This window comes from Arthrobacter sp. ov118 (genome assembly GCF_900116495.1).
Taxonomy (GTDB): Bacteria; Actinomycetota; Actinomycetes; order Actinomycetales; family Micrococcaceae; genus Arthrobacter.
In genome coordinates this window covers 73834-98778 of the sequence record NZ_FPAY01000012.1, presented here as the reverse complement: position 1 = coordinate 98778, position 24945 = coordinate 73834, and the positions used below count along the sequence as shown (strand labels likewise).

The window sequence follows — 24945 nt, the reverse complement described above, 5'->3', positions numbered from 1 at the left end:
AAACTTACGCCGCCGGGAACCTATTAACCAAGTGCTAGCGCGGTTTAGCCAAGTGCTAGCGCGGGCCGGCCGCAGGAGCCGGCACAGCGACGCGGTGGAGACCGGAGTACACGTTGAGGCTGGTCCGGCGGCTAAACCCGGCCAGGGTGAGCCCGCTCGCCTCGGCCAGTTCAACGGCCAGGCTGGAAGGAGCGCTGACGGCGGCGAGGACGGGGATTCCGGCGAGGGAGGCCTTTTGCACGAGCTCGAATGAGGCCCTGCCGGACACCTGCAGCACGGTCCCCCGGAGCGGCAACAGGCCTTCGCGCAGCGCCCATCCCACCACTTTGTCCACCGCATTGTGCCGTCCAACGTCTTCGCGGAGGCACAGCAGCTCTGCCGAGCCGTCGTCACAGATCTTAAAGAGCCCGGCGGCGTGCACCCCGCCAGTGACGTCAAAGACGTCCTGGGCGGCCCGGAGGGCTTCCGGCAGGGCCGCCAGTGTTTCCACCGGAACGGTCAGCGGATCCTCGGCTGGGCTGTAGTGCGAGGATTTGTGCACGGCCTCGATCGAGTCCGTCCCGCAGATGCCGCAGGAACTGGACGTGTAGACGTTGCGCCCGGTCTCCGGCGGGACGACGTCGGGCCTGAGCTGGGCTTCCACGACGTTGAACGTCTGGACGCCGTCGGCGTTCTCGCCGGCGCAGAACCTGAGCGACACGAGCTGCTCCGGAGCCCAGATCACCCCCTCGGAGACCAGGAACCCTGCGACAAGGTCGAAGTCGTTGCCCGGCGTCCGCATGGTGACGGAGAACGACAGGTTGCCGAGCCGGATTTCCAGCGGTTCCTCGACGGCGAGGACGTCTTCCCGGTGACGGACCGGGAATTCGAGCGCCTGCGGGGAACCGTCGAGGACAATCTTGTCCACTTTGCGGCGCTGTGTCACGCGGCCCATGCGGTACTCCTATGCAACATGTTTGTGCAGCTGTTGATGATTCTGCACCTGCTTGTGTTCGCGCGCTTGTTCGAGCGTTTGACTCTTTCCATCATTGTAAGAGCCTGATCCTGAAGCCAGCGCCGCCGCCAGGCGCCTGGTGAGCCAGACTTCCGGGCCACCAGGCGTCCGTGGCTGTCAGCCGAGGAGGGCGCTCCAGTCCACCGGCCCGCCGCTGGCCGCGGCTTTCCGGGCCGCGCGCTTTGCAGTCGGTTTCGGCGCCCCGGGCGCTGCAGCCAGGTCCGGGAGCGGCGCACTCCAGGGGAGCGTGAACGCCGGGACCGGTTCCCCCAGCTGGACACCGTGGGGCGGGACCACCAAGACGCCGTCGGCGGCGGCCAGTCCGCGCATCATGCCCGGGCCCGTGTGCTGCGCCGGGGACGCCATGCCGTAAAGCAGCCGGAAGGGCATGAGCCGGGTCCGCCCGGGATCGGCGTCAATCATCGAGCCGCAGGGCACCTCGCTGAGCGGGGGGATGGGCGCGTGGCCCAGGGCCGCCAGGAGCGGGGCTCCGATGGTGCACAGCGCCATCATGGCCGCCAGCGGGTTCCCCGGCAGACCGAGGATGTACCTGCCATCAGGCAGTTCGGCCAGTACAGCCGGGTGGCCCGGCCGCATCGCGATTCCATCAATGAGCAGCCGCCCGCCCAGCTCGGCGACCGATCGCCGGAGGTGGTCCGTCCCGGAGCGTCCGGTGCCACCGGTGGTGATAACGATGTCGGCAGGCAGGCTTTCACCCGCAGGGACGGGTTCGCTGTCTTCGAGGGCGGCGAGCCATTCGGCGTAGGTGTCACCGATTTTCACTTCCTCCGCGCAGATTCCGCCCAGCATCTCCACCACGGCTGCCAGCTGGGGTCCGAACGTATCGCGGACCTGGCCGGGCGCCGGCATTCCTGAGGTCACCACTTCAGAGCCGGTGAACACGAGCCGGACCAGGGCCTTTCCGAGCACGGGAAGGGTGTCGTTTCCGGCCAGCGCGGCCAGGGCCAGGTGGGCCGGATTCAGGACCGTGTCGGTTTTGATCAGGATGTCCCCTTCGGCGGCTTCTTCCCCGGCTTTCCGGATGTGGTCGCCGTTCCGCGGGTCCCCGGGCTTGGCGCTGCCGCCCAGTTTCAGGACGGGCAGTCCGTCCTCGTCCGCGCCGATGACCCCGCTTTCACTGCGCAGCACGGCCTTGGCCCCGGCGGGGATGAGGCCGCCGGTGGCGATCGGGCTCGCCTGATGTGGGGCGAGCCGCTGCCCGGGTTCAGCCAAGATCCAGGGACCGCTGCCGTTGACTGCCCAGCCGTCCATGGCAGAGGAGGCGTAGTGGGGCATGTCGCGCACGGCCACTACGTCTGCTGCCAGCGTGCGGCCCAGGGCCTGTCGGAGCGGGATGGGGGCGGCGGGGATGGGAGTGGCACAGTCAAAGGCGAGCTGCCGGGCCTCATCCCAAGTGTGGGCCAGATGCCGGTGCGCGCCGCCCTCCGGTTCCTGCCGCGCCGGTTCCTGCTGCGCCTGGGCCTCGTTGTCGTCGAGGATGTCGTCAGCTTTGTCCTCGGCTTTGTCGTCAGCTCTGTCCCCGGCTGTATCGTCGGCTCTTTCGTCGCCCGTATCATCGCTTGTGGCGCGAGGTCCGCTGCCGCCTGGAGGCGCAGGTGTCATGCCCCGGAAGCTTCGGCGGCGGCGTGGTCCTTGGCGAGCTGGCGCGCAACAGCCATGGCGGCCTGCATGGACACCTCGTCCGTGGCCTGTCCGGAGCCGGAGGCCAGACCGGCGGCAAACCCGGCAATGAACGTGGTCAGCGGTGCTGCCGGGCGCACCACGGCGTGGGCGGCCACGCCTGCCAGCGCGAGGACCTCGGACACGTCGATCTCAACGTCTTCCAGTTCCAGGGCCTGGAGCAGGGCACGGCACCAGTCTTCGAGCGTTTCGTCCTGGCTTTTCACCGTTTGCCTCCATGGTTGGGGTCAGCTGCGGAGCCCGGCACGGACCCGGAACCGAAGTCCGAGATCCTGCCGGATACACCTAGTGCGGTCGCGTCGTCCCAGGTGTCGACGTCATCCGTGGAACCGGGGGGAACACGAACTTCCCGCACGTCCAGCCTAGCAAGAAGGGCGAAGACCGACGCGTTTTCGAGGCCTCTCCCGCGTGCGGCGTCGGCCGCAGATCGTTGTAGCGCGGCCGTGCTATAAAAGCCCGCCAGCGGCTGTTTGCGGCCATCGGCGGAGACTGCCATGACGCCGTCGCCCGCTTCCCCGCCCGGCGGAGCGGCCAGCGCCGCGACAAGGGTGCTGACCGCCGCCGCAGAACGCGGCATGTCACAGGCAAGGACCAGGGTGAAGGGCGCCGGAGTGCCGGCAGAACTCCCGGCCGCAGGGTTCCGCCCAACGTCAGCCCTCCCGGCATGATCGGCTGCCAGTGCGCCCAGTCCGGCGGCGATGGCGGCGGCCGGCCCGGCGAAGGGCGGCTCTTCCCGGCAGGTCAGGATCCCGTCGGGAAGGTTACCCGGGTCGGGGCCCACGACGACAATGCGGTCGCTGCGCGCCGCGGCCGCGGCGCGCAGCGACCGCGTCAGCAGCGTGGCGCCGTCGTAAGTCAGCCCGGCCTTCGGGACACCGCCCAGGCGGGAAGACCTGCCCCCGGCGAGAATAATGGCATCGAACTCCACCCGCCCAGCCTAGCGCGGCGCAGTAGGCTCAGCGCCGGCGGGGAAGGAGTGGCTGCCTGGCATTCGTGGCCGGAAGGGGGTGACGGCGGGTTTTCGCTGCGGTTTCGGACAGCCACACCGGTTTCGGACGGGCGCGCCGGGGATCTGCGTGGCGGATGTCCGATTCCGTAGCGCTTTCCCGGATGCTTAGCGGCTAACCGCAGGCATACACCCCGGCAGCGATCAGGCAGCGATCGGGCCGCGGTTCAGGCGGCCGATTCGGGGAGCAGGAACGGATCCCAGGCCGGAGTGGGCTTTTCGAGTTCCTTGATCTGCCACATGGTGCCCTTCGGGGGCCCGGGGGCAAAGCCGAGTTTCCAGCCCATCTCCCCCGGCGTGTGGTCCCCCTTGGCGTTGTTGCAGCGCAGGCAGGCCGCGACGAGATTTTCCCACGAATCCGCGCCGCCCCTGGACTTGGGCTGGACGTGGTCGATCGTGTGGGCGGCCTTGCCGCAGTAGGCGCAGCGGTGGGCGTCGCGGCGGAGGACACCGCGCCGGCTGACCGCTGTGATGGTGTTGTACCGCGGCCGGACGTAGCGGTTCAGGAGGATCACGGAGGGGCGGCCCAGTATGTCCTGGGGGCCGACGACGGGATCGTCCCCTTCGGCCACCACGCTGGCCTTTCCGGTCAGGACAAGGACGAGCGCCCGGCGGAAGGTGACTACCGCCAGCGGTTCATATCCAGCATTCAGAACGAGAGTGCGCATCCGCATACCTCTTCACGGCCGCACCCGCCAGGGGCACGAGGGCCGGCTGCCCTCTGCATGGTCGGGCTATGGATCGACAAGACAAGAGTAAACACTCAACTGCCCGATCACCGAATATTTTTTCCGTGCGGCTGTGACCGGCGCGGGACGTTTATGGTGCGGGAACGCAAAAGACCCCCGCCTCAACAGGCGGGGGTCTTTAGAGGTGCGGAGGTTTTTGCCTAGGCGCCGATGTGGATGAAGACGGGGCCGGAGCCGACGTTCACGCTGTACAGCGCGGTGGTCCCGCCGTTCCAGCCGCCGTGGACTGCCATGCCGTTGCCGACGTAAACCGCGATGTGGGCCATGCCGACGCCGCCGTTCTGGTAGTAGGCCAGGTCGCCCGGACGGGCTTCGGCGGCGCTTACGGTGCGGCCGAGGGACAGGTAGCCTGCCGGCCAGCCGTGGTAGTGGATGCCGGCTGCGGCCAGCGCGTTGGTGGCGAGGGCGGTGCAGTCCTGCGCCACGCCGATCTGCGCGTAGGCGGCGGCGGCGATGGTGGCACCGGCGCCGCTTGCCACTGCGGCGGCCGGGGCGGGGGCCTGGGCAGCTGCGCCGCCGCTGACGCCAAGCTTGGTGCTGGCGGCCTGCGTGCCGGCGGCCTTGGTGGCCGTCGATTCCTGGACCTTCACGACGGGCTTGGGAGCCTCGACGACGGGAGCCGGCGACGTGGTGACGGCGGGCTTCTCGTAGGAGATCGCGATGGTGGAGGCAGCCGAGATCGTTGCCGGAGCAGCCGACTGGACTTCCAGTGCGGAAGCGGAGGTGGATTCGCGCTGAACGTTGGTCTCAGCAGCGTTGGCTGCGATTCCGCTGGTCAGAACCAAGCCGGAAGCTGCGGCGATGACCGCGGCCTGACGGCCCATGCCGCCGGCGTTGTCGCCGACTGCCTTGGCAATAACAGCCAGCGAGTTGGTCTTGGTGACCTCGGCGCGGTGCCGTGCAACGGTTGCACGAGTAGTCATTAAGTTCTCTCTTTCGTGTTCCTGGGCCGCGCGCTTTCGGGCGCGGACTTAGGACGCTCCGGCATCTTGGGGGTACGCCGGATCGCCCCGAAATGGGTTACTTAGCGAAGGGTGTACTGCGAAGACGCGCCAAAAGCGGCGACTGCATGCTGTCCGGACTCGATAGAGAATGAGCCAGCGGAAAGTGATCCCATCCGGGCGCCAGCAAGGGCGGCACGTGATGGGGATTTGGGCGCGCTCATAGGAGCCTCGCCCGTGCGCATGCGCGCGGCATTGTGGCGTGAAGACACGAAGGTAGCCTCTCCCAATGCCTACGAGGTGAGCTGTCGGATTCGGATGGGAGTCACCCGGCCGCGCCGCTTCCTGGGAAGCTTTGCGACTTAACCCCTAGGCCTTCTTTCGAAGGCCAAAATTGGTTCCCCCGCCCCTGCCAGACGATGTAATGCGAACGGACCTTGAGCGGTGGCAGAGCTAGGCAATCCACTCAAGAGCGCCAACTTCGGAAAAGTTGGCGTGCTTCAAACCCTACAGCAGTCGGACCGGAAAGTCACATTCAGATCACGGCGTGTCACAGGGATGCGAGAGTGGCCCATCATCTTTAGAGCCAGCCGAGGGGGTCAACGACGTCGCCGTTGACCATCACTTCAAAGTGGAGGTGGCAGCCCGTCGAGGCGCCGGTGGTCCCGCTCATAGCGATGATGTCGCCGCGCGTGACCTTCTGGCCGACCTTGACCGATGAGGAGGACAGGTGGTTATACGTGGTCTCCAGGCCGTTGCCGTGGTCAATCACCACGCGGTTTCCGCCGCCGTACGGATGCCAGCCATTGAAGGTCACAGTGCCGCTGGCGGCGGCGTGGACGCCGGTGCCACACTTCGCGGCGTAATCCTGGCCGCGGTGGAACTCCCCCGAACCGCCGGTGATGGGGTTCACACGGTAACCGAAAGGTGAGGCCGTGACCATCTGGTCCAGCGGCGCGCCAAGTGTTCCGGCAGAGGCCGCACGCGTGATGCTGCCCACAGACTGCGCACTCAACAACTGCTTGAGCTTGCCGTCTGGGTCGCCCTTGGTGGCGACGGCCGTGCGGCTGAAGTCGACTTTCGCGGCGGCTGCAGCGGTGACGTCCGGCTGAACAGCAGCGGAAACTGCGCCGGATCCCGCAGTGGAGGCCAGCACAGGGCTGGTCACGGGTACCGTCACCGTGAGGACCAGGCCAGTTGCGGCCAGCGCGATGCCGGCCTTCTGTCCCACCCCGCTGGCTGCGGCAAACTCCGTTGCCTGACGGAACGGAGCGCGGCGACGACGGCGTTCGTCGCGGTGCGCGTCGCGCGGGCGCTCGGCCGCGTGCTCGACGACGGGACGCGGCTCCGGAGCGGGACCGGTCGCGCGGCGACGGCCCCTGGCGGTCTGGGTGGTCAAGAACGGTTCCTCTCTGGATAGCCTGCGAAGTTAGCTGTCGGATTCGGGTCAGAGAGTTCAAAGACCCGGTCCGCCTTTTGCAAGCATCCGGACACAGAGGTAGCCCCAGGGATCCCTCGATGGAAGATGCTTGCCGCTGACGGACTTCACCCCAAGGCTGCCGGATTAGCAGCCGAAAGTGGTTCCCCCGCCCCTGCCAGGAGATGGTTCTGCTACTGATCCGCTGGCAGGGCTCGGCTTCGGATCAGATAACGCTTTGGTATCGGTACAGGCCACTAACTATAGGCGATTAAGCCGCCCGGTAATAAATCCGTGATCCCCCTCGGTGCAGAACTCATGGGTTGTCCCATGACCGGGCCGTTGCCGCTGGTCAGGCGACGGTTACAAAGACGTGCGCGGCGACCTCGGGCGGCAGCTCAAGAGCGCCTTCGATATCCGGAACACGCACCGAGATGTACTCCCCCACCCGCTCCAGCGAAACCTTCGCGCCGGGCCGGATTCCGCCTTCGTCGAGCTGGGCCAGCAGCTCGGGTTCCACCTGGATCGGCTCCGCCAGCCGGTTGACCGTGATCCGCGAACCCGCACCGTAGCCGGCCATGGCCTCCAGCAGGTTCACAACCCCGTCCGCGTACGTCCCGGAGGGCAGACCGCCGAGTTCCGCAAGCCCGGGAATCGGGTTTCCGTAAGGAGAAACAGTGGGGTGGTCGAGCATCTCATAGATCCTCCGCTCGACCCGTTCACTCATGACGTGCTCCCACCGGCACGCTTCCTCATGCACATACGCCCAGTCGAGCCCGATGACATCGGCGAGAAGGCGCTCCGCGAGGCGGTGCTTGCGCATGACGCCAATGGCACGTTTCCGTCCGCTTTCGGTCAGCTCAAGGTGCCGGTCGCCCGATACGACCACCAGGCCGTCCCGCTCCATGCGTCCGATGGTCTGGGAAACGGTGGGGCCGGAGTGTCGGAGCCGCTCGGCGATGCGGGCGCGGAGGGCGACGATGTTCTCTTCTTCAAGTTCCAGGATGGTCCGAAGATACATCTCCGTGGTATCGATCAGATCCGTCATTCAACTCAGCTCCTTGAGCGCAGTCTTGCGTCATTCCCACCGTACCGCGTGCGGGCTGCATGCAGGACGCGCCCTGGCGAGATCCGCCGTACGTTCGCAGCACAGCCTAGCCTATTTTGAATTACTCCGGATAATTTTGGTGCGCACTCCGGACGCTTCCCGCAGCCCGCCGGCCGGCCTGCCCGGCCCGTCTCAATGACCGGACTATGACAGACTTTTTTCCGTATCGCGGGCGTCAGTCAGGCAGAATGAAAATGGGTGTCCGTTGCAGCCATCCCTGCCCGGCCCCCTCCCAGCCACTCTACGAACCAGCCGAATATTGGAGCCACTGTGAGCGACACCAGCATCACGATCCCCGCCAACCTCCTGCCCAAGGACGGACGGTTCGGCGCCGGCCCGTCCAAGGTCCGCCCGGAACAGCTCGAGGCCCTCACGGCATCGGCGAAGTTGCTGGGAACCTCCCACCGTCAGGCACCCGTCAAGAACCTGGTGGGCTCGGTACGCAGCGGCCTCAGCGAGTTCTTCCGTGCGCCGGAAGGCTACGAAGTTATCCTGGGCGTGGGCGGCTCCACCGCATTCTGGGACGTTGCCAGCTTCGGCCTCGTGGAAAACAAGGCACAGCACCTCTCCTTCGGCGAGTTCGGTTCCAAGTTTGCCTCGGCGACCAACAAGGCACCGTTCCTTGCCGAATCCTCCATCATCAAGGCCGAGCCCGGCAGCCGCCCCACCGCCCGGGCGGAGGCCGGCGTCGACGTGTACGCATGGCCGCAAAACGAGACGTCCACCGGCGTCGCAGCCCCCGTCCGGCGCGTGCCGGGCGCGGACGAAGGATCGCTGGTGCTGGTGGACGCCACCTCGGCCGCCGGCGGGCTGGACGTGGACGTGGCCGAGTCCGACGTCTACTACTTTGCGCCGCAGAAGAACTTCGCGTCCGACGGCGGCCTGTGGCTGGGCCTGTTCTCCCCGGCGGCGCTCGAGCGGGCGGCCCGGATCAAGGCCAGCAACCGGTGGATCCCCGATTTCCTGGACCTCCAGACGGCAATCGACAACTCCCGGCTGAACCAGACCTACAACACCCCCGCCCTGGCCACCCTGGTCACCTTGGATGCCCAGGTGCAGTGGCTCAATGCCAACGGCGGCCTGGACTTCGCCTCCGCCCGGACCGCCGATTCTGCCGGCCGGATCTACCGCTGGGCCGAGGCGTCAGGCTACGCGACCCCGTTCGTGGCCAAGCCCGAGGACCGCTCCAACGTGATCGCCACGATCGACTTCGACGAATCGATCGATGCCGCGGCCATCGCCAAGGTGCTGCGCGCCAACGGCGTCGTCGACACCGAACCGTATCGCAAGCTCGGCCGGAACCAGCTGCGCATCGCCACGTTCGTGGCGATCGAACCGGATGATGTCTCGGCACTGCTCGAGTGCATCGATTTCGTCGTGGCGGAACTCAAGAGCTAGCTTCAGCGCCCGACGGCGTCGTCCCGGCCAGGTGCCGGTGCGGCGCCGTCCGCGCTTTCCAGGCGGGCGCCGCCTGCGCTTTCCAGGCGGGCGCCGCCCGCGCTTTCCAGGCGGGCGCCGTCTGCGCTTTCCAGGCGGGCGCCGGCGGCGCTTTCCAGGCGGGCGCCGGCGGCGCTTTCCAGGCGGGCGCCGTCCGCGCTTTCCAGGCGGGCGCCGGCGGCGCCGGTGGTGCTCACCACGCGGAAGAACCGCAGCCCGCGCGCCCGGCGGTTGAAGCGGAGCCGCAGCTGCTGGGCCCGGATAATCCACAGCAGCCCGATCAGGGCCGCGAGCAGGCCCGCGACGGCCGCGACGCCCATGGACCAGCGGGGACCGGCGGTGTTCGCCACCCAGCCGACGAACGGCGCGCCGATGGGCGTTCCGCCCATGAAGATCGCCATGTAAAGGGCCATCACCCGGCCCCGCATCACGGGGTCGGTGGTGGTCTGCACGTACCCGTTGGCGCTCGTCATCATGGTGATCGCGAAGAGCCCCACCGGCACCAGCGCGACGCCGTACCAGAAGTAGCTTGGAGCCAGCGCGGCGATGCCCGAGGTCACGCCAAAGGCCCCGGCGGCCCCGAAAATGACCCGCAGCCGCGGTTTGCCGCGGCCGGCCGACAGCAGTGCCCCGGTGACGGATCCGATGGCCATGATCGAATTCATGAGGCCGAAGGCTCCCGCGTCGAGACCGAATTCCGTGCCCACCATGGCTGCGATGAACAGGGCGAAATTCAGTCCCAGGGTTCCGACGATGAAGATGGCCACAAGCACCACGATGATGTCCGGGCGGAACCTCACATAGCGCAGCCCCTCCCGGATCCTGCCCTTGCCGGCCGCCGCCCGCGGCAGCCGCCGCAGCGAGGCCGCCGGGATTTTCGCAAGGCTCAGCAACAAGGCGACGAACGTGAGTGTGTTGAGGAGGAAGACCCAGCCGGGCCCGATGACGGCTGTCAGCACGCCGGCCACCGCCGGGCCGATCATCCGGGCAACGTTAAAGGAGGCACTGTTGAGGGCCACGGCGTTGGGAAGGTAGTCGTCCTGGACCAGTTCGGAGACGAACGTCTGGCGCACCGGGGCGTCCAGCGCGGAGACGACGCCGAGCATCAGGGCGAAGGCGTACACGTGCCAGAGCTGCGCCACGCCGGTGACCACCAGGATGCCCAGCCCGGCGCTCAGCAGCGCCATCGCGGACTGGGTCAGCACCAGGAGCCGCTTGCGGTTGAAGCGGTCCGCGAGGAGGCCGGCCACGGGCGCGAGGAAGAGCTGCGGGCCCAGCTGCAGGGCCATCGTGACGCCCACCGCCCCGGCGTCCTGGGAGGTCAGGTGGGCAAAAACCAGCCAGTCCTGGGCGGTGCGCTGCATCCAGGTGCCGATGTTGGAGATGAGCGCGCCGACAAACCAGATCCGGTAGTTCAGGATGTGCAGGGATTTGAACGTGGACATCAGCTCCAGCCTTCCTTCTGCACGCTCCCGGACGTTTCCACCCGCTAGTTAACCTCGTCGACGGGGCGTTCCTCCGCGGCGTCGTCGCTGTCCTCGTCGGTATCGTCCTCGTCGGCATCGGCGGCGTCGGCATCGTCGTCGTCCTGCTGGGCGGCGTCGGCGTCGGTGCTGCCGGCGGTGTCGTCGTCCTGCTGGACGTCCCCGGCTCCTTGCGCCGGCGCTTCGGCGGCAGGCGCCTCCTCGGCGGCGTCCTCTGCCTGGGCATCTTCCGGGCGGACGCGCTCAGCCCACGGCACCCAGGCCGGCGCCAGGATGGAATCTTCGGAGGGCAGCAGGCCGAGTTCGTCGACCGTCACCACCTTGGACCGGGAATTGCGGGTCAGCACGGCGTACCACTGCCATCCCAGGTATCCGGGCAGCTTGGATTCGAACAGGTGCGTCACCAGGCGGTCGCCTTCGCTGCGGGCACCGATGTGCGGGCCGATCTGCTCGGCGGGGGCAATGCCTTCCACCGCGGTACGGGCAACGTCGACGGCGGCGGCCAGGAAGGCGTCGGGCTTGCCGGTGCGCCAGACGGGCACGCCGGCCCGCGGTCGGGGTCCCTGCTTTGAACCGGTCCCCCTGGGTCCGGCAGGCACTGCGGATCCGGCATCCGGCACCGGCAGCTGATCAGGTTCCTGAGTCATCAAGAGCCTTAGACGTCCAGCTCGTCGGCAACCTTGCGAAGGGCGGCCGCGATCGCCTTGCCCTTGTTGCCGTCCGGGTACTTGCCCGCGGACAGGGTCCCGGACAAATTGTCCAGCACGCTCACAAGGTCCTGCACCAGCGGGGCCAGGTCCCTGGCGCTGGGCCGCTTGGCCTTGGCGATGGACGGCGTCTTGTCCAGCACCCGGAGGCCGAGCGCCTGGGCACCTTTGCGGCCGTCGGCCACGCCGAACTCAACCCGTGTTCCGGCCTTCAGCTCCGAGATGCCCTCGGGCAGCGCCGACTTGGGCAGGAAGACTTCCTGGCCGTCCTCGCCAGCGAGGAATCCGAAGCCCTTTTCCTTGTCATACCACTTGACCTTGCCGGTAGGCACGTAATCAACCTTCTTCGTTCTGCGGGACACGGCCGGCGGTCACCGCATCCGCATGGATACGCGGGTTCAGGGTATGACTGCCTGGACCGTGTTGGTCTGTATCTTTCAAGGTTATCCTGCCTTGTTCACTTTAGCGGTTTGAGGCGCGGGCGAGGCCGGGACTGTTAGCGTTGGCCTCATGACACTGACGCGTTACCGGCGGCCCCTGCTGGTCATTGCGGCCGCCATTGCTGTGCTGTCCCTCGTTGCCGTCGGCACTGTCATGGCAATGGCCTTCAACCAAGTCGTGGCGCCCGGATGGGTCACCTCAACGGCCCTCTACGGGCTCCCGGTGGCCTTCCTGCTCATGCTCGCCCTGGTGCTGGACGCCGTCGTCGCCCGACGGCGCCCGCGCGGGTCAAGCGAACGGTAACGTCGGCCCATGTCCCTCATCCGCGCGCTCAGCAAGGAACTTCAGGCACGAAGCGACGATTCGTTGCGGGCCTTGTTCTGCGCGCGGCCGGATCTGATCTCTCCGGGGGTTCCGGACTTCGCGGCCTTGGCCGCGCGTGCCAGCGGACGGGTCAGCGTGCAGCGGGCGCTCGAGCGGCTCAACCGTCCGCAGATGCAGGTGCTGGAAACCCTGCACCTGTGCACCAACGCCGATACAGGACACAGCGCGTCCGCTGCGATGCTGAAGAAACTGATCAACGGCGCCTCGGTGGCCGCCATCGACCGGCTGTTGCATTCCCTGCAGGAACTGGCGCTCATCCATCGCGCCGACCCGCCGCACGGCGTGGCTGCCGGGAAGCAGCGGCATTACCTTCCGGTCGGCAGCCTCAAGGATGTGATTGGCATCTACCCTGCCGGGCTGGGGCGCAGCTACACCGAGCTCGTGCGGCTCCAGCCGGCCTTTGCGCAGCGTGTGGTGCAGCTGGTGGGCGAGCTGCACCGGAGCGGGGCGTCCATCCCAGCGGCAACGACCCCCATGGAAGCGGCCCTGGCGCTGCAGCACTGGACGGCAACACCGCAGACCCTCCAGCAAATCCTGGCCACCGCGCCGGAACGGACCACGACACTGCTGGCGCGGTTCGGCAACTGGGCCATGGGCGCCGTGCCCCAGGCACAGCGGCGCGCCTCCGTGCTTCACGAAAGCTCCGACGTCGGCCCCGTGGACTGGCTGCTGGCGCGCGGGCTGCTGGTGCCGCTGGACGCCGCCCACGTTGAACTGCCGCACAGCGTCGGCGTTTCGCTGCGTGGCGGGTTTGTCATTGAGCATTTCTCCCTCCTGCCGCCGGTGCCGCAGCTGGGCCAAACGAGTGCAGGACTGCGCCGCAACGCCGCGCTGGGAGCCATCGCCGAGACGCTGCGGCTGGTCGGCGAAGTGCTCTACACCGTGCGCGAGCAGCCTTTGGCCACATTGCGCAGCGGAGGCGTCGGGGTCCGGGAGATGAAGCGGCTGGCGGATTCGCTGCGGACCGGCGTTCAGGAGGCCGGCGTCCTCGCGGAGCTCTGCGGTATGGCCGGTCTCCTGCGACTGGACGTCGATAGTTCCGCCTGGGTGCAGCCGCCGCAGCTGGAGTGGCTGGCGCTCCCGCGGCAGGAACAGTGGCTGTGGCTGGTCAACGCCTGGCTGGCCAGCGAGCGCGCACCCTCCCTCGTGGGCCAGCCCGTGAACGCTGCCGCCGCGGGCACGGCGGGCCACCGGGGCACGGCCGGGAGCACCATCAACGCGCTCTCCGCCGAGGCGCAGCGGCCCGACGCCCCCGTGGTCCGCAAACGGGTCCTGGAGATCCTCCATGAGCTGACCCTGGAGGTGGCGGCCCCCGACGGGCAGGCGCCCGTCCTCGATGCCGCGGCCGTGCTGGAGCGCGCCGAGTGGGCGCAGCCCCGGATGGCCCGCCGTTTCAGCTCGCTGGTCCGCGGGATCCTGAGGGAGGCTGAGATGCTTGGCCTGGTCGGTTCCGGAGCGCTCAGCCAGCTTGGCGCCGCGATCGCCGCCGAGCAGCCGGATGACGCCCTGGGGATCCTGGGCGAACACCTGCCGGCGGCCCTGCAGCACGTGCTGTTGCAGGCGGACCTGACGGCGGTGGCGCCGGGATATCTGGACCCCGAATTGAGCGACCGGCTCCTCACCATGGCCACGGCCGAGGGGCAGGGGCCGGCAACCATCTACCGTTTCTCCGTGGCGTCGGTCCGCCGGGCCCTCGACGCCGGCCAGGACGCCGCGGCGATGCTGGAGTTCCTGCGCCGGCATTCGGCCACGGCCATCCCCCAGCCCCTGCAGTACCTCATCGAAGACACCGCAGCCCGCCACTCCCGGCTCCGCGTCGGCGCGGCGGCCAGCTTCATCCAGAGCGAGGACGAGACGGCGCTGCTGGATCTGCTCAACGCCCCGGCCGCCTCCGGCCTGGGCCTGATGCGCATCGCCCCCACCGTCGTCATCTCGCACGCCGCGTCCCGCGACACCGCCCAGGTGCTCAGAGGCCTGGGCCTCGCCCCCGTCGTGGAGGAAGCGGCGCCCGCCGTCATCCGGCTACGCCGCAGCACGTCCCTCCCCGTCGGCGGCCGGCCGGTCTACACCGCCCCGCGCACCGCTCCCCCGGAGGCGGATATCGATGCCCAGCTGGCGGTGCTGCGCAGTGCCGGGCACCCGGCACCTGGCGCTGCCGGCGCCAACCCTCCGGCGGCCGTCCCCGGCAGCGAGGAGGCGACCCAGCTGGGGCTGGAGACTCTGCTGAAAGCGATCCGCCTCAAACAGCGGGTGGTGATGAACGTCGTCGACAGCATGGGGAATGCCAGCCGCGAAAGCGTTGTTCCCGTAGCAGTGAATGGCGGGCGTGTCCGCGTGTTCGATCCGGACAAAGAGACCGAGCGGGTCCTGTCCATCCACCGGATTATTGATGTAGAAGCCACAGAGGAATTGCTCCAGTGAATGACGGGCCCCTGATCGTCCAGAGTGACAAGACCATCCTGCTGGAGGTCGACCACGAACTCGCTACCGTTGCCAGGCACGCCATCGCGGCGTTTGCCGAGCTGGAACGGGCTCCGGAGCACGTCCACAGCTACCGGCTGACACCGCTGGGGCTGTGGAATGCCCGGGCGGCCGGGCTGGACGCCGAAAAAGTGTTGGACACCCTGCTGAAGTACTCGCGGTTCCCGGTGCCGCATTCGCTGCTGATCGACGTCGAAGAGACCATGTCCCGGTACGGCAGGCTCCGGCTGGAAAAGGACCCGCAGCACGGCCTGGTCATGCGCACGTCCGACTACCCCGTCCTCGAAGAGGTCAGCCGCGCCAAGAAGATCGCCCCGCTGCTCGGGCCGCGGATCGACGGCGAGACGGTGGTGGTGCATTCCTCCCAGCGTGGCCAGCTCAAGCAACTGCTACTCAAGATCGGCTGGCCGGCCGAGGACCTGGCCGGGTACGTGGACGGCACTCCACACCCCATCATGCTCAACGAATCGGGCTGGAAGCTGCGGCCCTACCAGCGGCTGGCCACGGAGAACTTCTGGGCCGGCGGCAGCGGCGTCGTCGTGCTTCCCTGCGGTGCGGGCAAGACACTGGTGGGGGCGGCCGCAATGGCCACCAGCTCCACCACCACCCTGATCCTGGTGACCAACACCGTCGCGGCGCGGCAGTGGAAGGACGAGCTCCTCAGGCGCACCTCGCTGACCGAGGAGGAGATCGGCGAATACTCCGGCTCCGTCAAGGAGGTCCGTCCGGTCACGATCGCCACCTACCAGGTCCTGACCACGAAACGCGGGGGCCTGTATCCGCATCTGGAGCTCGTGGACGGCAATGACTGGGGCCTGATCATCTACGACGAGGTCCACCTGCTGCCGGCCCCGATCTTCCGGATGACGGCAGACCTACAGGCCCGGCGCCGGCTGGGGCTCACGGCCACCCTGGTGCGGGAGGACGGCAGGGAGGGCGAGGTCTTCAGCCTCATTGGCCCGAAACGGTACGACGCCCCGTGGAAGGACATCGAGACCCAGGGCTACATCGCCCCCGCGGATTGCGTGGAGGTCCGGGTGGACCTGCCGCGCGAGGAACGGGTGGCTTACGCCATGGCCGAGGACGCCGACAAATACCGGTTGTGCGCCACGTCCGAGACCAAGACCGGGCTGGTGGAGGAACTCGTCGCCGAGCACGCCGGCGAACAGCTGCTGGTGATCGGGCAGTACATCGACCAGCTGGACGAGATCGGCGAGCGCCTGAACGCACCCGTGATCAAGGGTGACACGTCGGTCAAGGAACGCCAGCGGCTCTTCGACGCCTTCCGCGCCGGTGAAGTCCACACCCTCGTGGTGTCCAAGGTGGCCAACTTCTCCATCGACCTGCCCGAGGCGTCGGTGGCGATCCAGGTCTCCGGCTCCTTCGGTTCCCGCCAGGAGGAGGCCCAGCGCCTGGGCCGGCTGCTGCGTCCGAAGAAGGACGGCCGTGCCGCCCGGTTCTACTCACTGGTGGCCCGGGACACCCTGGACCAGGACTTCGCCGCGAAGCGGCAGCGTTTCCTCGCCGAGCAGGGCTACGCCTACCGGATCATGGACGCCAAGGACGTCGGCACCACGGGCTGAGAGGGGTCCATGCAACACTCAAGTACCGTTCAGAAAACTCCCAGAGTCTGGGAGCATCATGGGAACATGAAGAAGAATGGTCCCGAAGCCAAGCTGCTCGTCGTCGATGATGAACCCAACATCCGCGAGCTGCTGTCGACGTCCCTGCGGTTCGCGGGATTTGAAGTTGTCTCGGCCGGCAGCGGGCGCGAGGCACTGGCTGCCGCCGAAGAGCATGCCCCGGACTTGGCCGTCCTTGACGTCATGCTCCCGGACATGGACGGCTTCACCGTCACCCGCCGCCTCCGTGCGGCCGGCAAGCACTTCCCCGTCCTGTTCCTGACGGCCAAGGACGACACCGAGGACAAGGTCACCGGCCTGACCGTGGGCGGCGACGACTACGTCACCAAGCCGTTCAGCCTCGACGAAGTGGTGGCCCGCATCCGCGCGGTGCTCCGGCGCACGCAGCCGCAGGTCGACGACGACGCCGTGATCCGGGTCGATGACCTCCAGCTCGACGACGACGCCCACGAGGTCCGCCGCGGCGGCACCGTAATCGAGCTCTCCCCCACTGAATTCAAGCTCCTGCGCTACCTCATGCTCAACCCCAACCGGGTCCTGTCCAAGGCCCAGATCCTGGACCACGTGTGGGAGTACGACTTCAACGGCGATGCCTCCATCGTGGAGTCCTACATCTCCTACCTGCGCCGCAAGGTCGACATCGATGCCGATGCCCCGGCACTGATCCAGACCAAGCGCGGCGTCGGCTACGTTCTGCGGACTGCCGAGAAGCGCTGACCTTGCTGCACCGCTGGAAGTCGGCCTCGCTGCGCTCGCAGCTCGTGGCCATCATGATGGCTCTCATGCTGGTGGCGCTCACGGCCACGGGCGCGGGCACGCTGACCCTGCTGCACAGCTTCCTGCAGGGCCAGGTGGACGACAAGCTCCGCGCCGCCGTCGAGTCCGCGCGCCAGCAGCAGTCCTTCAGCCAGCTGCAGGAGACCACGCCCAACGTTCCCACGGACTACTCGCTGATGCTCTTCAGCCCGGGTCTGCCGCCCTATACGTTCGGCGGCGACAAGGACTCCCACCCCGCCATCGACACCTTTTCCGTGGGCGAGGCCCAAGAACGCCAGCTGGTGCCCTTCCAGGTGCGCGGCTCCGAGGGCGGCAACTGGCGGGTTGTGGCGGTCAACGTGGTGGACAACAACCGGCGCAGCGCCGTCGTCGTGATCGGGCTGCCGCTGGACCCGGTCGATTCCGTCATGGAACACGCCGCCCTGGTGGTGGTGGGGGTGGGCCTGCTGACACTGGTCTTGGCATTCTTCATCGCCACGTGGACGGTCTCCCGGTCCTTCCGGCCGCTGGCCCGGGTGGAGAAGACGGCTGCCGCAATCGCCGCCGGAGACTTGTCCCGCCGTGTCGAGGTGGAGAATCCGGGCACGGAGGTGGGCCGGCTCGGCAGCTCGCTCAATGCCATGCTCGCCCACATTGAAACGGCGTTCGCCGCCCGGATGGCGTCCGAGGCACGGATGCGGCGCTTTGCCGCCGACGCCTCGCACGAACTGCGCACCCCGCTGGTGACCATCCGCGGATTCTCGGAGCTGTACCGGCACGGCGCGCTGTCTACGCCGGAAGACGTGGCCACCGCGATGGGCCGGATCGAAAGCGAAGCCAAGCGGATGGGGACCATGGTGGAGGACCTGCTGCTGCTGGCAAGGATCGATGAGCAGCGCCCGCTGCAGCAAAAACCCGCCGACCTGCTGCTGCTGGCCCACGATGCCGTGGTGGATACGCAGGCGAGCGACCGCAGCCGCACCATCGCCCTGACCGGGCTGGACGGGGCGGCCCCGGCCGCCGCCCCCGTGCTGGGCGACGAAGCCAAGCTCCGCCAGGTGGTGAGCAACCTGGTCGGAAATGCCCTGAGGTACACGCCGGAGGGCAGCCCGATCGAAATTGGCGTCGGCGTCCGTGAGGGGCCGGACGGAGCCCGGCAGTCCGTGATCGAGGTCCGCGACCACGGACCGGGGGTCCCGGACGACGAGGCGGCCCGGATCTTCGAGCGCTTTTACCGGGCAGACACCTCGCGGACCAGGGACACCGGGGGCAGCGGGCTTGGCTTGGCCATCGTGGCCGCCATCGTCGGCTCGCATGCCGGATCGGCGCGGGTCGCGAAGACCGACGGCGGCGGGGCCACGCTAGTGGTCAGCATCCCTTTCCTGGACGAAGAGGCCACCCAGTTGTCTGCGGCGGAGTTGTCCACATAGCACCCGACGGCGGTGTCCGACGGGCGCGCCGGTTGCCTACGCTCAGACTGTCCGGAAGTTCCGGATGAGGCAGATCGAGAGGGCATTGCCATGAGCATCATCTCCGTCGATACCGAACTCCTCCAGCTGAAGTCCGCCAACGTGAAGGCCACGGTTGAGCGGATCAGCGCCGACGTTCACGCCATGAAACGCGGGCTGGACGAGCTCCAAGGCAGCTGGCGCGGCTCCGCGGCGACGAACTTCCAGAACCTGGTGGCCGAATGGACGTTGACCCAGGGCAGGGTGGAGGCTTCCTTGGCCTCGATCAACCTGGCACTGAATTCCGCCGCGGCCACCTACGCCCAGGCAGAGCTCGGCAACGCGCAGCGCTTCACCTGAACCGCCAGGGGCATCCCCAGTGGCCTCAGGCCTCGGGTGTGCCCTGATGGAAGCGCAGCCTCCATTGGGACCCTTCCAGGACCCAAAGGGAGCTGCGCAGGGCCGACCCCTTGCGCGTGTGGCTGCGGTAGGTCAAGAGCACGGCCTTCTCCCCGAGCCGGTCCGCGCCCAACAGCTCCACCTCCGTGGGTCCGCCCGGGTCGTCTTCCAGGGCCATCATCATCGCGTCCCGGGTCCAGATCCGGCCGGAGGTGCCGATTTCGGTGAAGTCGGGGTGGAGCAGAACGCCGGTGCGCCCCAGGTCCGCGCGGGTTTCCGGACGAAGGAGTTCGCGTTCGAGGGACTCGACGACGGCTTCGGGGCTGGCCCCCGCCAGGGTACCTTCACCGGCCGGCTCCTCCTCGAGTTCGCTGAACAGGTCCGGCTCCTCGAAGAGGCCCGGCCTGCCGAAGAGCTTCTCCTGGCCCGACGGCGCTGCCTGTCGGGTTGCCGGCGGGGTTGCCGGCGGAGCGGCGCGCCGGGATGCCTGCGGCGCCGCCTGTGCCGCTGTGGAGTCCGCCTGGGGTGCCGGCGCGGCCCCGTTGGCAGTGTTCACGAATCCATTCACGAATCCGGGCCCCTGCCGGACCGCCACGCCTTGCTGGTACGACGTTGCCGCTGCCCGCGCCCGCTCGTCCGCCGCCTCGTTGAGCTCGTGTCCGGCATGGCCCCGGACCCACTCGAAGGTGTATCTGCGGCCCACGAGCGCCTGGTCGATCTCCTTGAGGAGGTCCACGTTCAGCACCGGCTTGCCGTCGGCCTTGCGCCAGCCTTTGCGCTTCCAGCCCGGCATCCACTTGGTCACGGCGTTGATGACGTACTGGCTGTCGCAGAGAATCAGGAGGTCTTCCCCGGGCACGTGCGCCGTGGCCCGGAACAAGTCGAGCACCGCCATCAATTCGCCCTGGTTGTTGGTGCCGTGGGGCCATCCGCCAGCCCGCCAGCAGTCGTCATTCACATACCAGGCCCAGCCGGCCGGGCCGGGGTTTCCTAAAGCCGAACCGTCGGCCGCTGCTGTAATCGTCACTGATCCATCCTGCCAGACCCCGCCGACGCCCGCCGACGCTCCCAAACCAGACGGGTGCGCTTAACGGGCGACGGCGGCCCCACCCGAAGGTGGAACCGCCGTCGTTGAACTGCTGTGCTGGTCAGCGGGGGTGGTTAAAAACCGCCCATGCCGCCCATGCCGCCCATGTCGTCGCCGCCGCCCATCGGGGCGCCACCCTTCTCGGGCTTGTCGGCCACAACGGCCTCGGTGGTGAGGAACAGGCCGGCGATGGAAGCCGCGTTCTGCAGGGCAGAGCGGGTTACCTTGACCGGGTCGTTGACGCCGGCAGCCAGCAGGTCGACGTACTCGCCGGTGGCGGCGTTGAGGCCGTGGCCTGCGGGCAGGCCGCGGACCTTGTCCACCACGACGCCGGGCTCGAGGCCGGCGTTGAAGGCGATCTGCTTCAGCGGGGCGTCGATGGCAACGCGGACGATGTTCGCGCCGGTTGCTTCGTCACCGGAGAGCTGCAGGTTCGCGAAGGCCTTGGCACCGGCCTGGATCAGGGCAACGCCACCGCCGGCGACGATGCCCTCTTCAACAGCAGCCTTGGCGTTGCGGACGGCGTCCTCAATGCGGTGCTTGCGTTCCTTGAGTTCGACTTCGGTTGCGGCACCGGCCTTGATGACTGCAACGCCGCCGGCCAGCTTGGCCAGGCGCTCCTGCAGCTTCTCGCGGTCGTAGTCGGAATCGGAGTTCTCAATCTCGGCGCGGATCTGGGACACACGGCCGGCGATCTGGTCGGCGTCGCCTGCACCCTCAACGATGGTGGTCTCGTCCTTGGTGACAACAACCTTGCGGGCCTTGCCGAGGAGTTCGAGTCCGGCGGTCTCAAGCTTGAGGCCGACTTCCTCGGAGATGACCTGGCCGCCCGTGAGGATGGCAATGTCGGCCAGCTGCGCCTTGCGGCGGTCGCCGAAGCCCGGTGCCTTGACGGCGACGGACTTGAAGGTGCCGCGGATCTTGTTGACGATCAGGGTGGCCAGGGCCTCGCCCTCGATGTCTTCGGCAATGATCAGCAACGGCTTGTTGGACTGCATGACCTTTTCCAGGACAGCAACCAGTTCCTTGACGTTGGAGATCTTGGAGTTGACGATCAGGATGTACGGGTCCTCAAGCACCGTTTCCTGGCGCTCGGCGTCGGTGACGAAGTAGGCGGAGATGTAGCCCTTGTCGAAGCGCATGCCTTCGGTCAGCTCCAGTTCGAGGCCGAACGTGTTCGACTCCTCGACGGTGATGACGCCTTCCTTGCCGACCTTGTCGAGGGCTTCGGCGATCAGGGCGCCGATCTCGTTGTCGCCGGCGGAGATGGACGCGGTGGCGGCGATCTCTTCCTTGGTCTCGATTTCCTTGGCGGAGGCCAGGAGTTCGGCGGTGACGGCTTCGACAGCCTTCTCGATGCCGCGCTTGAGGGACAGCGGGTCAGCGCCGGCCGCGACGTTGCGCAGGCCTTCCTTGACCAGGGCCTGTGCCAGCACGGTTGCCGTGGTGGTTCCGTCGCCTGCGACGTCATCCGTCTTCTTGGCAACTTCCTTGACCAGCTCGGCGCCGATCTTCTCGTAAGGATCGTCCAGCTCGATCTCCTTGGCGATGGAAACACCATCGTTGGTGATCGTGGGGGCGCCCCACTTCTTTTCGAGGACGACGTTGCGTCCCCGCGGGCCGAGGGTGACCTTGACGGCGTCGGCGAGGATGTTCAGGCCCCGCTCAAGACCGCGGCGTGCCTCTTCATCAAATGCAATGATCTTGGCCATAACGGCAGTAGTCCTTTCGGGACAGTCGTTAAGAATGAACCTTCGCTGTGGTGCCCGCGACGGACGATCCCTACCCGGCGGCCTCTGTATGCCGCTGGGCGCGGGATCTCACCCCAGCAAGGTGTTTCTTTAACTCCTGGTCCGGCCGCCTCACTCCGCGGCCGGGCGGGCCCGGGCGTCGTGTTAGCAGTCGGTGCGCTGGAGTGCTAACTCAATAATTAGCACTCCCCCGGGGAGAGTGCAAGCAGTGCCCGGGCAGAACCGGACGCCAGACGGGGCCAATACGCTACGAGCGATCAGCCGACGGTACGGCTGCTGGTGGCGGTTTCCGTGCCGGTCATCGTGGCCAGGTTGTCCGCGCCGTAGGTGTAGACCATGTAATTCGCCTCGGTGATGTCGCCATGGGCATCGAAGTTAAGCCGTCCGGACTGGCCGTCGTAGTCCGGACGCTGGCCGGCCCGGAGCGCGTCGACGCAGTCCTTGTAGCTCGTGCACGCCTTCCCGGCCGGCTGACCGGCTGGCTGGCCCCCTGCGGAGTTGGTTCCGCCTGAGACGGCGACCAGGGACGCCGCGATCGTCGTTCCGGCGTCATCTTGTGCCGCCGCAGCAGCGAGGGCTGCCAGGATGACGGCGTCGTACGTCTCGGCGGCGAACACCATGTCCTTCAGTCCGGGATCAACGCCGACGAGGTCCGCCTGGAATGCGGCGGAGGGGAACACCCCGGGCAGGATCGCCCGCGTGCCGTCCAACGCCTGCGCGCCCAGCCCGGAGCCGTACCGGCTGACAGCTTCGTCGCTGAGAATGAGCTTCTTGCCCGCAAGGCCGGCGTTGTTCAGTTCGGCGATGGCACCCTGCGCGCCTTCGCGCGCCACCAGGACGACGGCGTCGGGGTTCACGGCCTTTGCCGCGGCGGCGGCCTGCTGCGCCTGGCCCGGGGTGAACTGCGCGTCGGCCACGGCGTCCAGTCCGGACTGTTTGGCGGCGTCGGCGACGGCGGCCGCGACCTCCTTGCCGTAGCCGCCTTCCTCATGAAGCACTGCTACGGTCTTGGCGCCGGCATCCTTGGCCAGTTTGGCGAGGACGGAGGCCTGGGCGACGTCGGACGCGGAGGTGCGGAAATAGTAGCCGTTGCTTTTGTAGTTGCTGAGCGCGGCTGCAGAGTTGGCCGGCGAGATGACCGCGACCTTGGCGTTGGCCAGCACGTCGATGGCGGCGGGGGCGTGGCTGGAATCCGTGGGACCGATCACGACGTCGGCCTTGGCGGCTGCAAGGGCTCTGGCTTGGGCGGCGGTGTCCGTGCTGATGGTTTCCGGCAGCAGTTCAACGGGTTTGCCTTTGTGGCCGCCGGCAGCGTTGATGTCCTGAACAGCAAGCTTTGCCGCCGCAAGCTGGGGCGCGTTCAGGAAGTTCTGCGGACCCGTGTTGTCCAGCATCAGGCCGATGCGCAGGATGCCGTCACCGCTTGCGTCAGCACTGGACACGCGCGCGCTTCCGCCCGGTCCGAGGCACCCCGTCAAGGCCAGTGCGGCGGCTGCTGCGGCCGCGAGGGCGCGGCCCGGCGGAAAAGTCCTGGTACGGCGTCGGTCAGTGTCCCGCGGGACATTCGTGCGGGCTGGCAGTGCCACTAGGCGGGCCGGACACTTTCGGCCTGCGGGCCCTTTTCGCCCTCGCCGACTTCCAGCTCCACCCGCTGGCCCTCATCCAGGGCACGGTAGCCTTCACCGACGATCGCAGACCAGTGCACGAAGACGTCGTCCTCGGAACCGTCCACGGAGATGAAGCCATAGCCTTTTTCGGCGTTGAACCATTTGACGGTTCCCAGTGCCATGGTGTCCACACTTTCAGCTAGCTTTGCGTGCGGCCCACGTCGCTGTGGGCCGCGGACTGCGAAGAGAAATCCGCAGATACTCTATCCACAGCGTCCCCTAGGAAAGCCCGCCGGAGGTAGGGCCGCCGGAATAGTTATTGAGGCGTAACCGGAACGGACTACTGGAAGCCCGGGCCGATCACGACGACGAGGGGCAGGTTGAATTCCGCGGACTCCACGAGGGTATCGATTCCCAGAAGCGTTCCGAGGGCTTCCGCGTTGTCCTTCTGGTCCGCGCTGCTGTAGAAGATCACCGACGTTTGCTGCGGGACACCGCCCCAGTTGCCCGTCTGGCCAAGGGTCCAGCCGGCGGAACTGACGGTGCCACCGACCTTGCTGGCAAGGCCGGCAGTAGTGGTTCCGTTGTAGATGGTCACCGGCTGCGTCTTGTCCACAGCGGCGGCAGCCTCAGGCGTGGCCGAGGCCGCCGGGGCAGTGCTGGCCGGCGCAGTGGCGGTCGCCTCAGGGCTGACCGGCGCAGTGCTGGCGGGAGCCGGGCTGCTGGACGCCGGGCTGGAGCTCGTCGCGGACGGCGTGGCGGAGGCGCTGATTCCGTCCGTCACGGCTGCGGCCTGGCCCGCGGAAAATCCGAGTTTCGGCAAGATCAGGAAAGCCACCAGGCCGATGGCCAACGCCAGGCAGCCCGCTGCCAGGATGGGCACCAGGCTCCGGCGGCGTGCTTCGGCCACAGCCCGGTGGACACCCTGCCGGGTGGAGGTCTCCGGGACCCGATCAAATTCATCCCGAGCGTATTTGGTCATGGTAAAACGAGGTCCTTGCTGATTTCAGACGGGGCGCCCGAGGCCCGGAAGCGGGCGCAACAGGACTTGGATATCTGGCTGCGAGTGACGCGACCTTACGAATCTGTTCCCAGTCGACGGGCGGTGCGGGCACGTTGGCGTGATGTACGTAGTCTACGCAATCTCTTGACCAGCATGGGATCGTGGGCCAGGGCTTCCTCGGTATCGATGAGGGCGTTGAGGATCTGGTAGTAGTGCGTGGCGGACAGGTCGAATAGCTCGCGGATGGCTTGTTCTTTGGCTCCGGCGTACTTCCACCACTGGCGCTCCAGGGCAAGCATCTGCTGGTCTCGGGCGCCCAGCGGCGATTCTTCCGACACGGCGCCCAAGCTGACGCCAGAGGCAGAACCGGGTGCAGAACCTCCGGCAAAATCCCCCACCGG

24 protein-coding genes and 2 riboswitches are annotated in these 24945 nt (G+C 67.7%); of the genes, 7 read left to right on the top strand and 17 right to left on the bottom strand.

Annotated features, from left to right (window positions below):
* Positions 1 to 55 precede the first annotated feature (55 nt).
* The 8 genes from fdhD to BM372_RS18605 form a co-directional block, all read right to left on the bottom strand.
* Entirely contained in the window at positions 56 to 934 is an 879-nt protein-coding gene (fdhD, locus tag BM372_RS18635) for a formate dehydrogenase accessory sulfurtransferase FdhD (protein WP_090956935.1), read from the bottom strand.
* A 177-nt stretch (positions 935 to 1111) separates the two neighbouring features.
* The gene (locus BM372_RS18630; protein ID WP_090956934.1) at positions 1112 to 2617 is read right to left on the bottom strand and encodes a molybdopterin molybdotransferase MoeA; all 1506 of its coding nucleotides are present in this window, start codon (positions 2615 to 2617) and stop codon (positions 1112 to 1114) included.
* Positions 2614 to 2901, bottom strand: coding sequence for a DUF6457 domain-containing protein (locus tag BM372_RS21150; protein ID WP_256214408.1), 288 nt, complete (start codon positions 2899 to 2901; stop codon positions 2614 to 2616). Before BM372_RS21150 ends, BM372_RS18630 begins: the two co-directional genes overlap by 4 nt.
* A complete protein-coding gene (locus BM372_RS18625; protein WP_256214406.1) occupies positions 2898 to 3623 on the bottom strand; it encodes an NTP transferase domain-containing protein in 726 nt (241 codons plus the stop codon). The genes BM372_RS21150 and BM372_RS18625 overlap by 4 nt, the downstream gene beginning before the upstream one ends.
* A 245-nt stretch (positions 3624 to 3868) precedes the next feature.
* Positions 3869 to 4369, bottom strand: coding sequence for an HNH endonuclease (locus tag BM372_RS18620; RefSeq protein ID WP_090956962.1), 501 nt, complete (start codon positions 4367 to 4369; stop codon positions 3869 to 3871).
* Positions 4370 to 4590: 221 nt separating this feature from the next.
* Positions 4591 to 5373 carry an NlpC/P60 family protein gene (locus BM372_RS18615; protein WP_090956933.1) on the bottom strand — a complete coding sequence of 261 codons (783 nt, stop codon included), beginning with the start codon at positions 5371 to 5373 and terminating at the stop codon, positions 4591 to 4593.
* 294 nt (positions 5374 to 5667) lie between these two features.
* Positions 5668 to 5851: riboswitch (cyclic di-AMP (ydaO/yuaA leader) on the bottom strand.
* A gap of 120 nt (positions 5852 to 5971) precedes the next feature.
* Positions 5972 to 6790: a M23 family metallopeptidase gene (locus tag BM372_RS18610; RefSeq protein WP_090956932.1), complete on the bottom strand. Its 819-nt coding sequence runs from the start codon at positions 6788 to 6790 to the stop codon at positions 5972 to 5974.
* A gap of 4 nt (positions 6791 to 6794) precedes the next feature.
* A riboswitch (cyclic di-AMP (ydaO/yuaA leader) is annotated at positions 6795 to 7039 on the bottom strand.
* A 121-nt stretch (positions 7040 to 7160) separates the two neighbouring features.
* Positions 7161 to 7856 (bottom strand): iron-dependent transcriptional repressor DtxR, encoded by a 696-nt coding sequence (locus tag BM372_RS18605; protein WP_090956931.1) that lies wholly within the window; start codon positions 7854 to 7856, stop codon positions 7161 to 7163.
* A 330-nt stretch (positions 7857 to 8186) separates the two neighbouring features.
* Here BM372_RS18605 and serC point away from each other — a divergent pair, with 330 nt between their 5' ends.
* Positions 8187 to 9314: a phosphoserine transaminase gene (gene serC / locus BM372_RS18600; protein ID WP_090956930.1), complete on the top strand. Its 1128-nt coding sequence runs from the start codon at positions 8187 to 8189 to the stop codon at positions 9312 to 9314.
* 2 nt (positions 9315 to 9316) lie between these two features.
* Here the strand turns inward: serC and BM372_RS18595 are convergent, their stop codons facing one another.
* From BM372_RS18595 to BM372_RS18585, 3 genes are read right to left on the bottom strand one after another with little or no spacing between them, the layout of a single operon-like run.
* On the bottom strand, positions 9317 to 10798 hold the full coding sequence (locus tag BM372_RS18595) for an MFS transporter (protein ID WP_256214405.1): 1482 nt from the start codon (positions 10796 to 10798) through the stop codon (positions 9317 to 9319).
* Between the two features lie 44 nt (positions 10799 to 10842).
* Positions 10843 to 11484, bottom strand: coding sequence for a DUF3027 domain-containing protein (locus tag BM372_RS18590; protein ID WP_090956929.1), 642 nt, complete (start codon positions 11482 to 11484; stop codon positions 10843 to 10845).
* 8 nt (positions 11485 to 11492) lie between these two features.
* A complete protein-coding gene (locus tag BM372_RS18585) occupies positions 11493 to 11876 on the bottom strand; it encodes a cold-shock protein (protein ID WP_090956928.1) in 384 nt (127 codons plus the stop codon).
* Positions 11877 to 12054: 178 nt separating this feature from the next.
* On the opposite strand from BM372_RS18585, the gene BM372_RS18580 reads away from it, so the two are divergent.
* From BM372_RS18580 to BM372_RS18555, 6 genes are all read left to right on the top strand, one after another.
* Positions 12055 to 12288: a hypothetical protein gene (locus tag BM372_RS18580; RefSeq protein ID WP_090956927.1), complete on the top strand. Its 234-nt coding sequence runs from the start codon at positions 12055 to 12057 to the stop codon at positions 12286 to 12288.
* Positions 12289 to 12297: 9 nt separating this feature from the next.
* Positions 12298 to 14790 (top strand): helicase-associated domain-containing protein, encoded by a 2493-nt coding sequence (locus BM372_RS18575; protein WP_090956926.1) that lies wholly within the window; start codon positions 12298 to 12300, stop codon positions 14788 to 14790.
* Positions 14787 to 16433, top strand: coding sequence for a DNA repair helicase XPB (locus tag BM372_RS18570; RefSeq protein WP_090956925.1), 1647 nt, complete (start codon positions 14787 to 14789; stop codon positions 16431 to 16433). The genes BM372_RS18575 and BM372_RS18570 overlap by 4 nt, the downstream gene beginning before the upstream one ends.
* Positions 16434 to 16499: 66 nt before the next feature.
* Positions 16500 to 17210, top strand: a complete 711-nt coding sequence (locus BM372_RS18565) for a response regulator transcription factor (RefSeq protein ID WP_090956924.1) — start codon at positions 16500 to 16502, stop codon at positions 17208 to 17210.
* Positions 17211 to 17212: 2 nt separating this feature from the next.
* Entirely contained in the window at positions 17213 to 18679 is a 1467-nt protein-coding gene (locus BM372_RS18560) for a sensor histidine kinase (RefSeq protein ID WP_090956923.1), read from the top strand.
* 90 nt (positions 18680 to 18769) lie between these two features.
* Positions 18770 to 19057 (top strand): WXG100 family type VII secretion target, encoded by a 288-nt coding sequence (locus BM372_RS18555; RefSeq protein WP_090956922.1) that lies wholly within the window; start codon positions 18770 to 18772, stop codon positions 19055 to 19057.
* 25 nt (positions 19058 to 19082) lie between these two features.
* On the opposite strand, the gene BM372_RS18550 is transcribed toward BM372_RS18555, so the two are convergent.
* From BM372_RS18550 to BM372_RS18525, 6 genes are all read right to left on the bottom strand, one after another.
* The gene (locus tag BM372_RS18550; RefSeq protein ID WP_090956921.1) at positions 19083 to 20123 is read right to left on the bottom strand and encodes a ribonuclease HI family protein; all 1041 of its coding nucleotides are present in this window, start codon (positions 20121 to 20123) and stop codon (positions 19083 to 19085) included.
* A gap of 134 nt (positions 20124 to 20257) precedes the next feature.
* Positions 20258 to 21895 (bottom strand): chaperonin GroEL, encoded by a 1638-nt coding sequence (gene groL / locus BM372_RS18545; RefSeq protein WP_090956920.1) that lies wholly within the window; start codon positions 21893 to 21895, stop codon positions 20258 to 20260.
* A 296-nt stretch (positions 21896 to 22191) separates the two neighbouring features.
* Entirely contained in the window at positions 22192 to 23376 is a 1185-nt protein-coding gene (locus tag BM372_RS18540; protein ID WP_371261763.1) for an ABC transporter substrate-binding protein, read from the bottom strand.
* Between the two features lie 143 nt (positions 23377 to 23519).
* Positions 23520 to 23723: a cold-shock protein gene (locus tag BM372_RS18535; protein ID WP_143111513.1), complete on the bottom strand. Its 204-nt coding sequence runs from the start codon at positions 23721 to 23723 to the stop codon at positions 23520 to 23522.
* 158 nt (positions 23724 to 23881) lie between these two features.
* Positions 23882 to 24523 (bottom strand): LytR C-terminal domain-containing protein, encoded by a 642-nt coding sequence (locus tag BM372_RS18530; RefSeq protein ID WP_090956918.1) that lies wholly within the window; start codon positions 24521 to 24523, stop codon positions 23882 to 23884.
* A gap of 95 nt (positions 24524 to 24618) precedes the next feature.
* The gene (locus tag BM372_RS18525; protein ID WP_090956960.1) at positions 24619 to 24891 is read right to left on the bottom strand and encodes a DUF3263 domain-containing protein; all 273 of its coding nucleotides are present in this window, start codon (positions 24889 to 24891) and stop codon (positions 24619 to 24621) included.
* Positions 24892 to 24945: the final 54 nt, after the last annotated feature.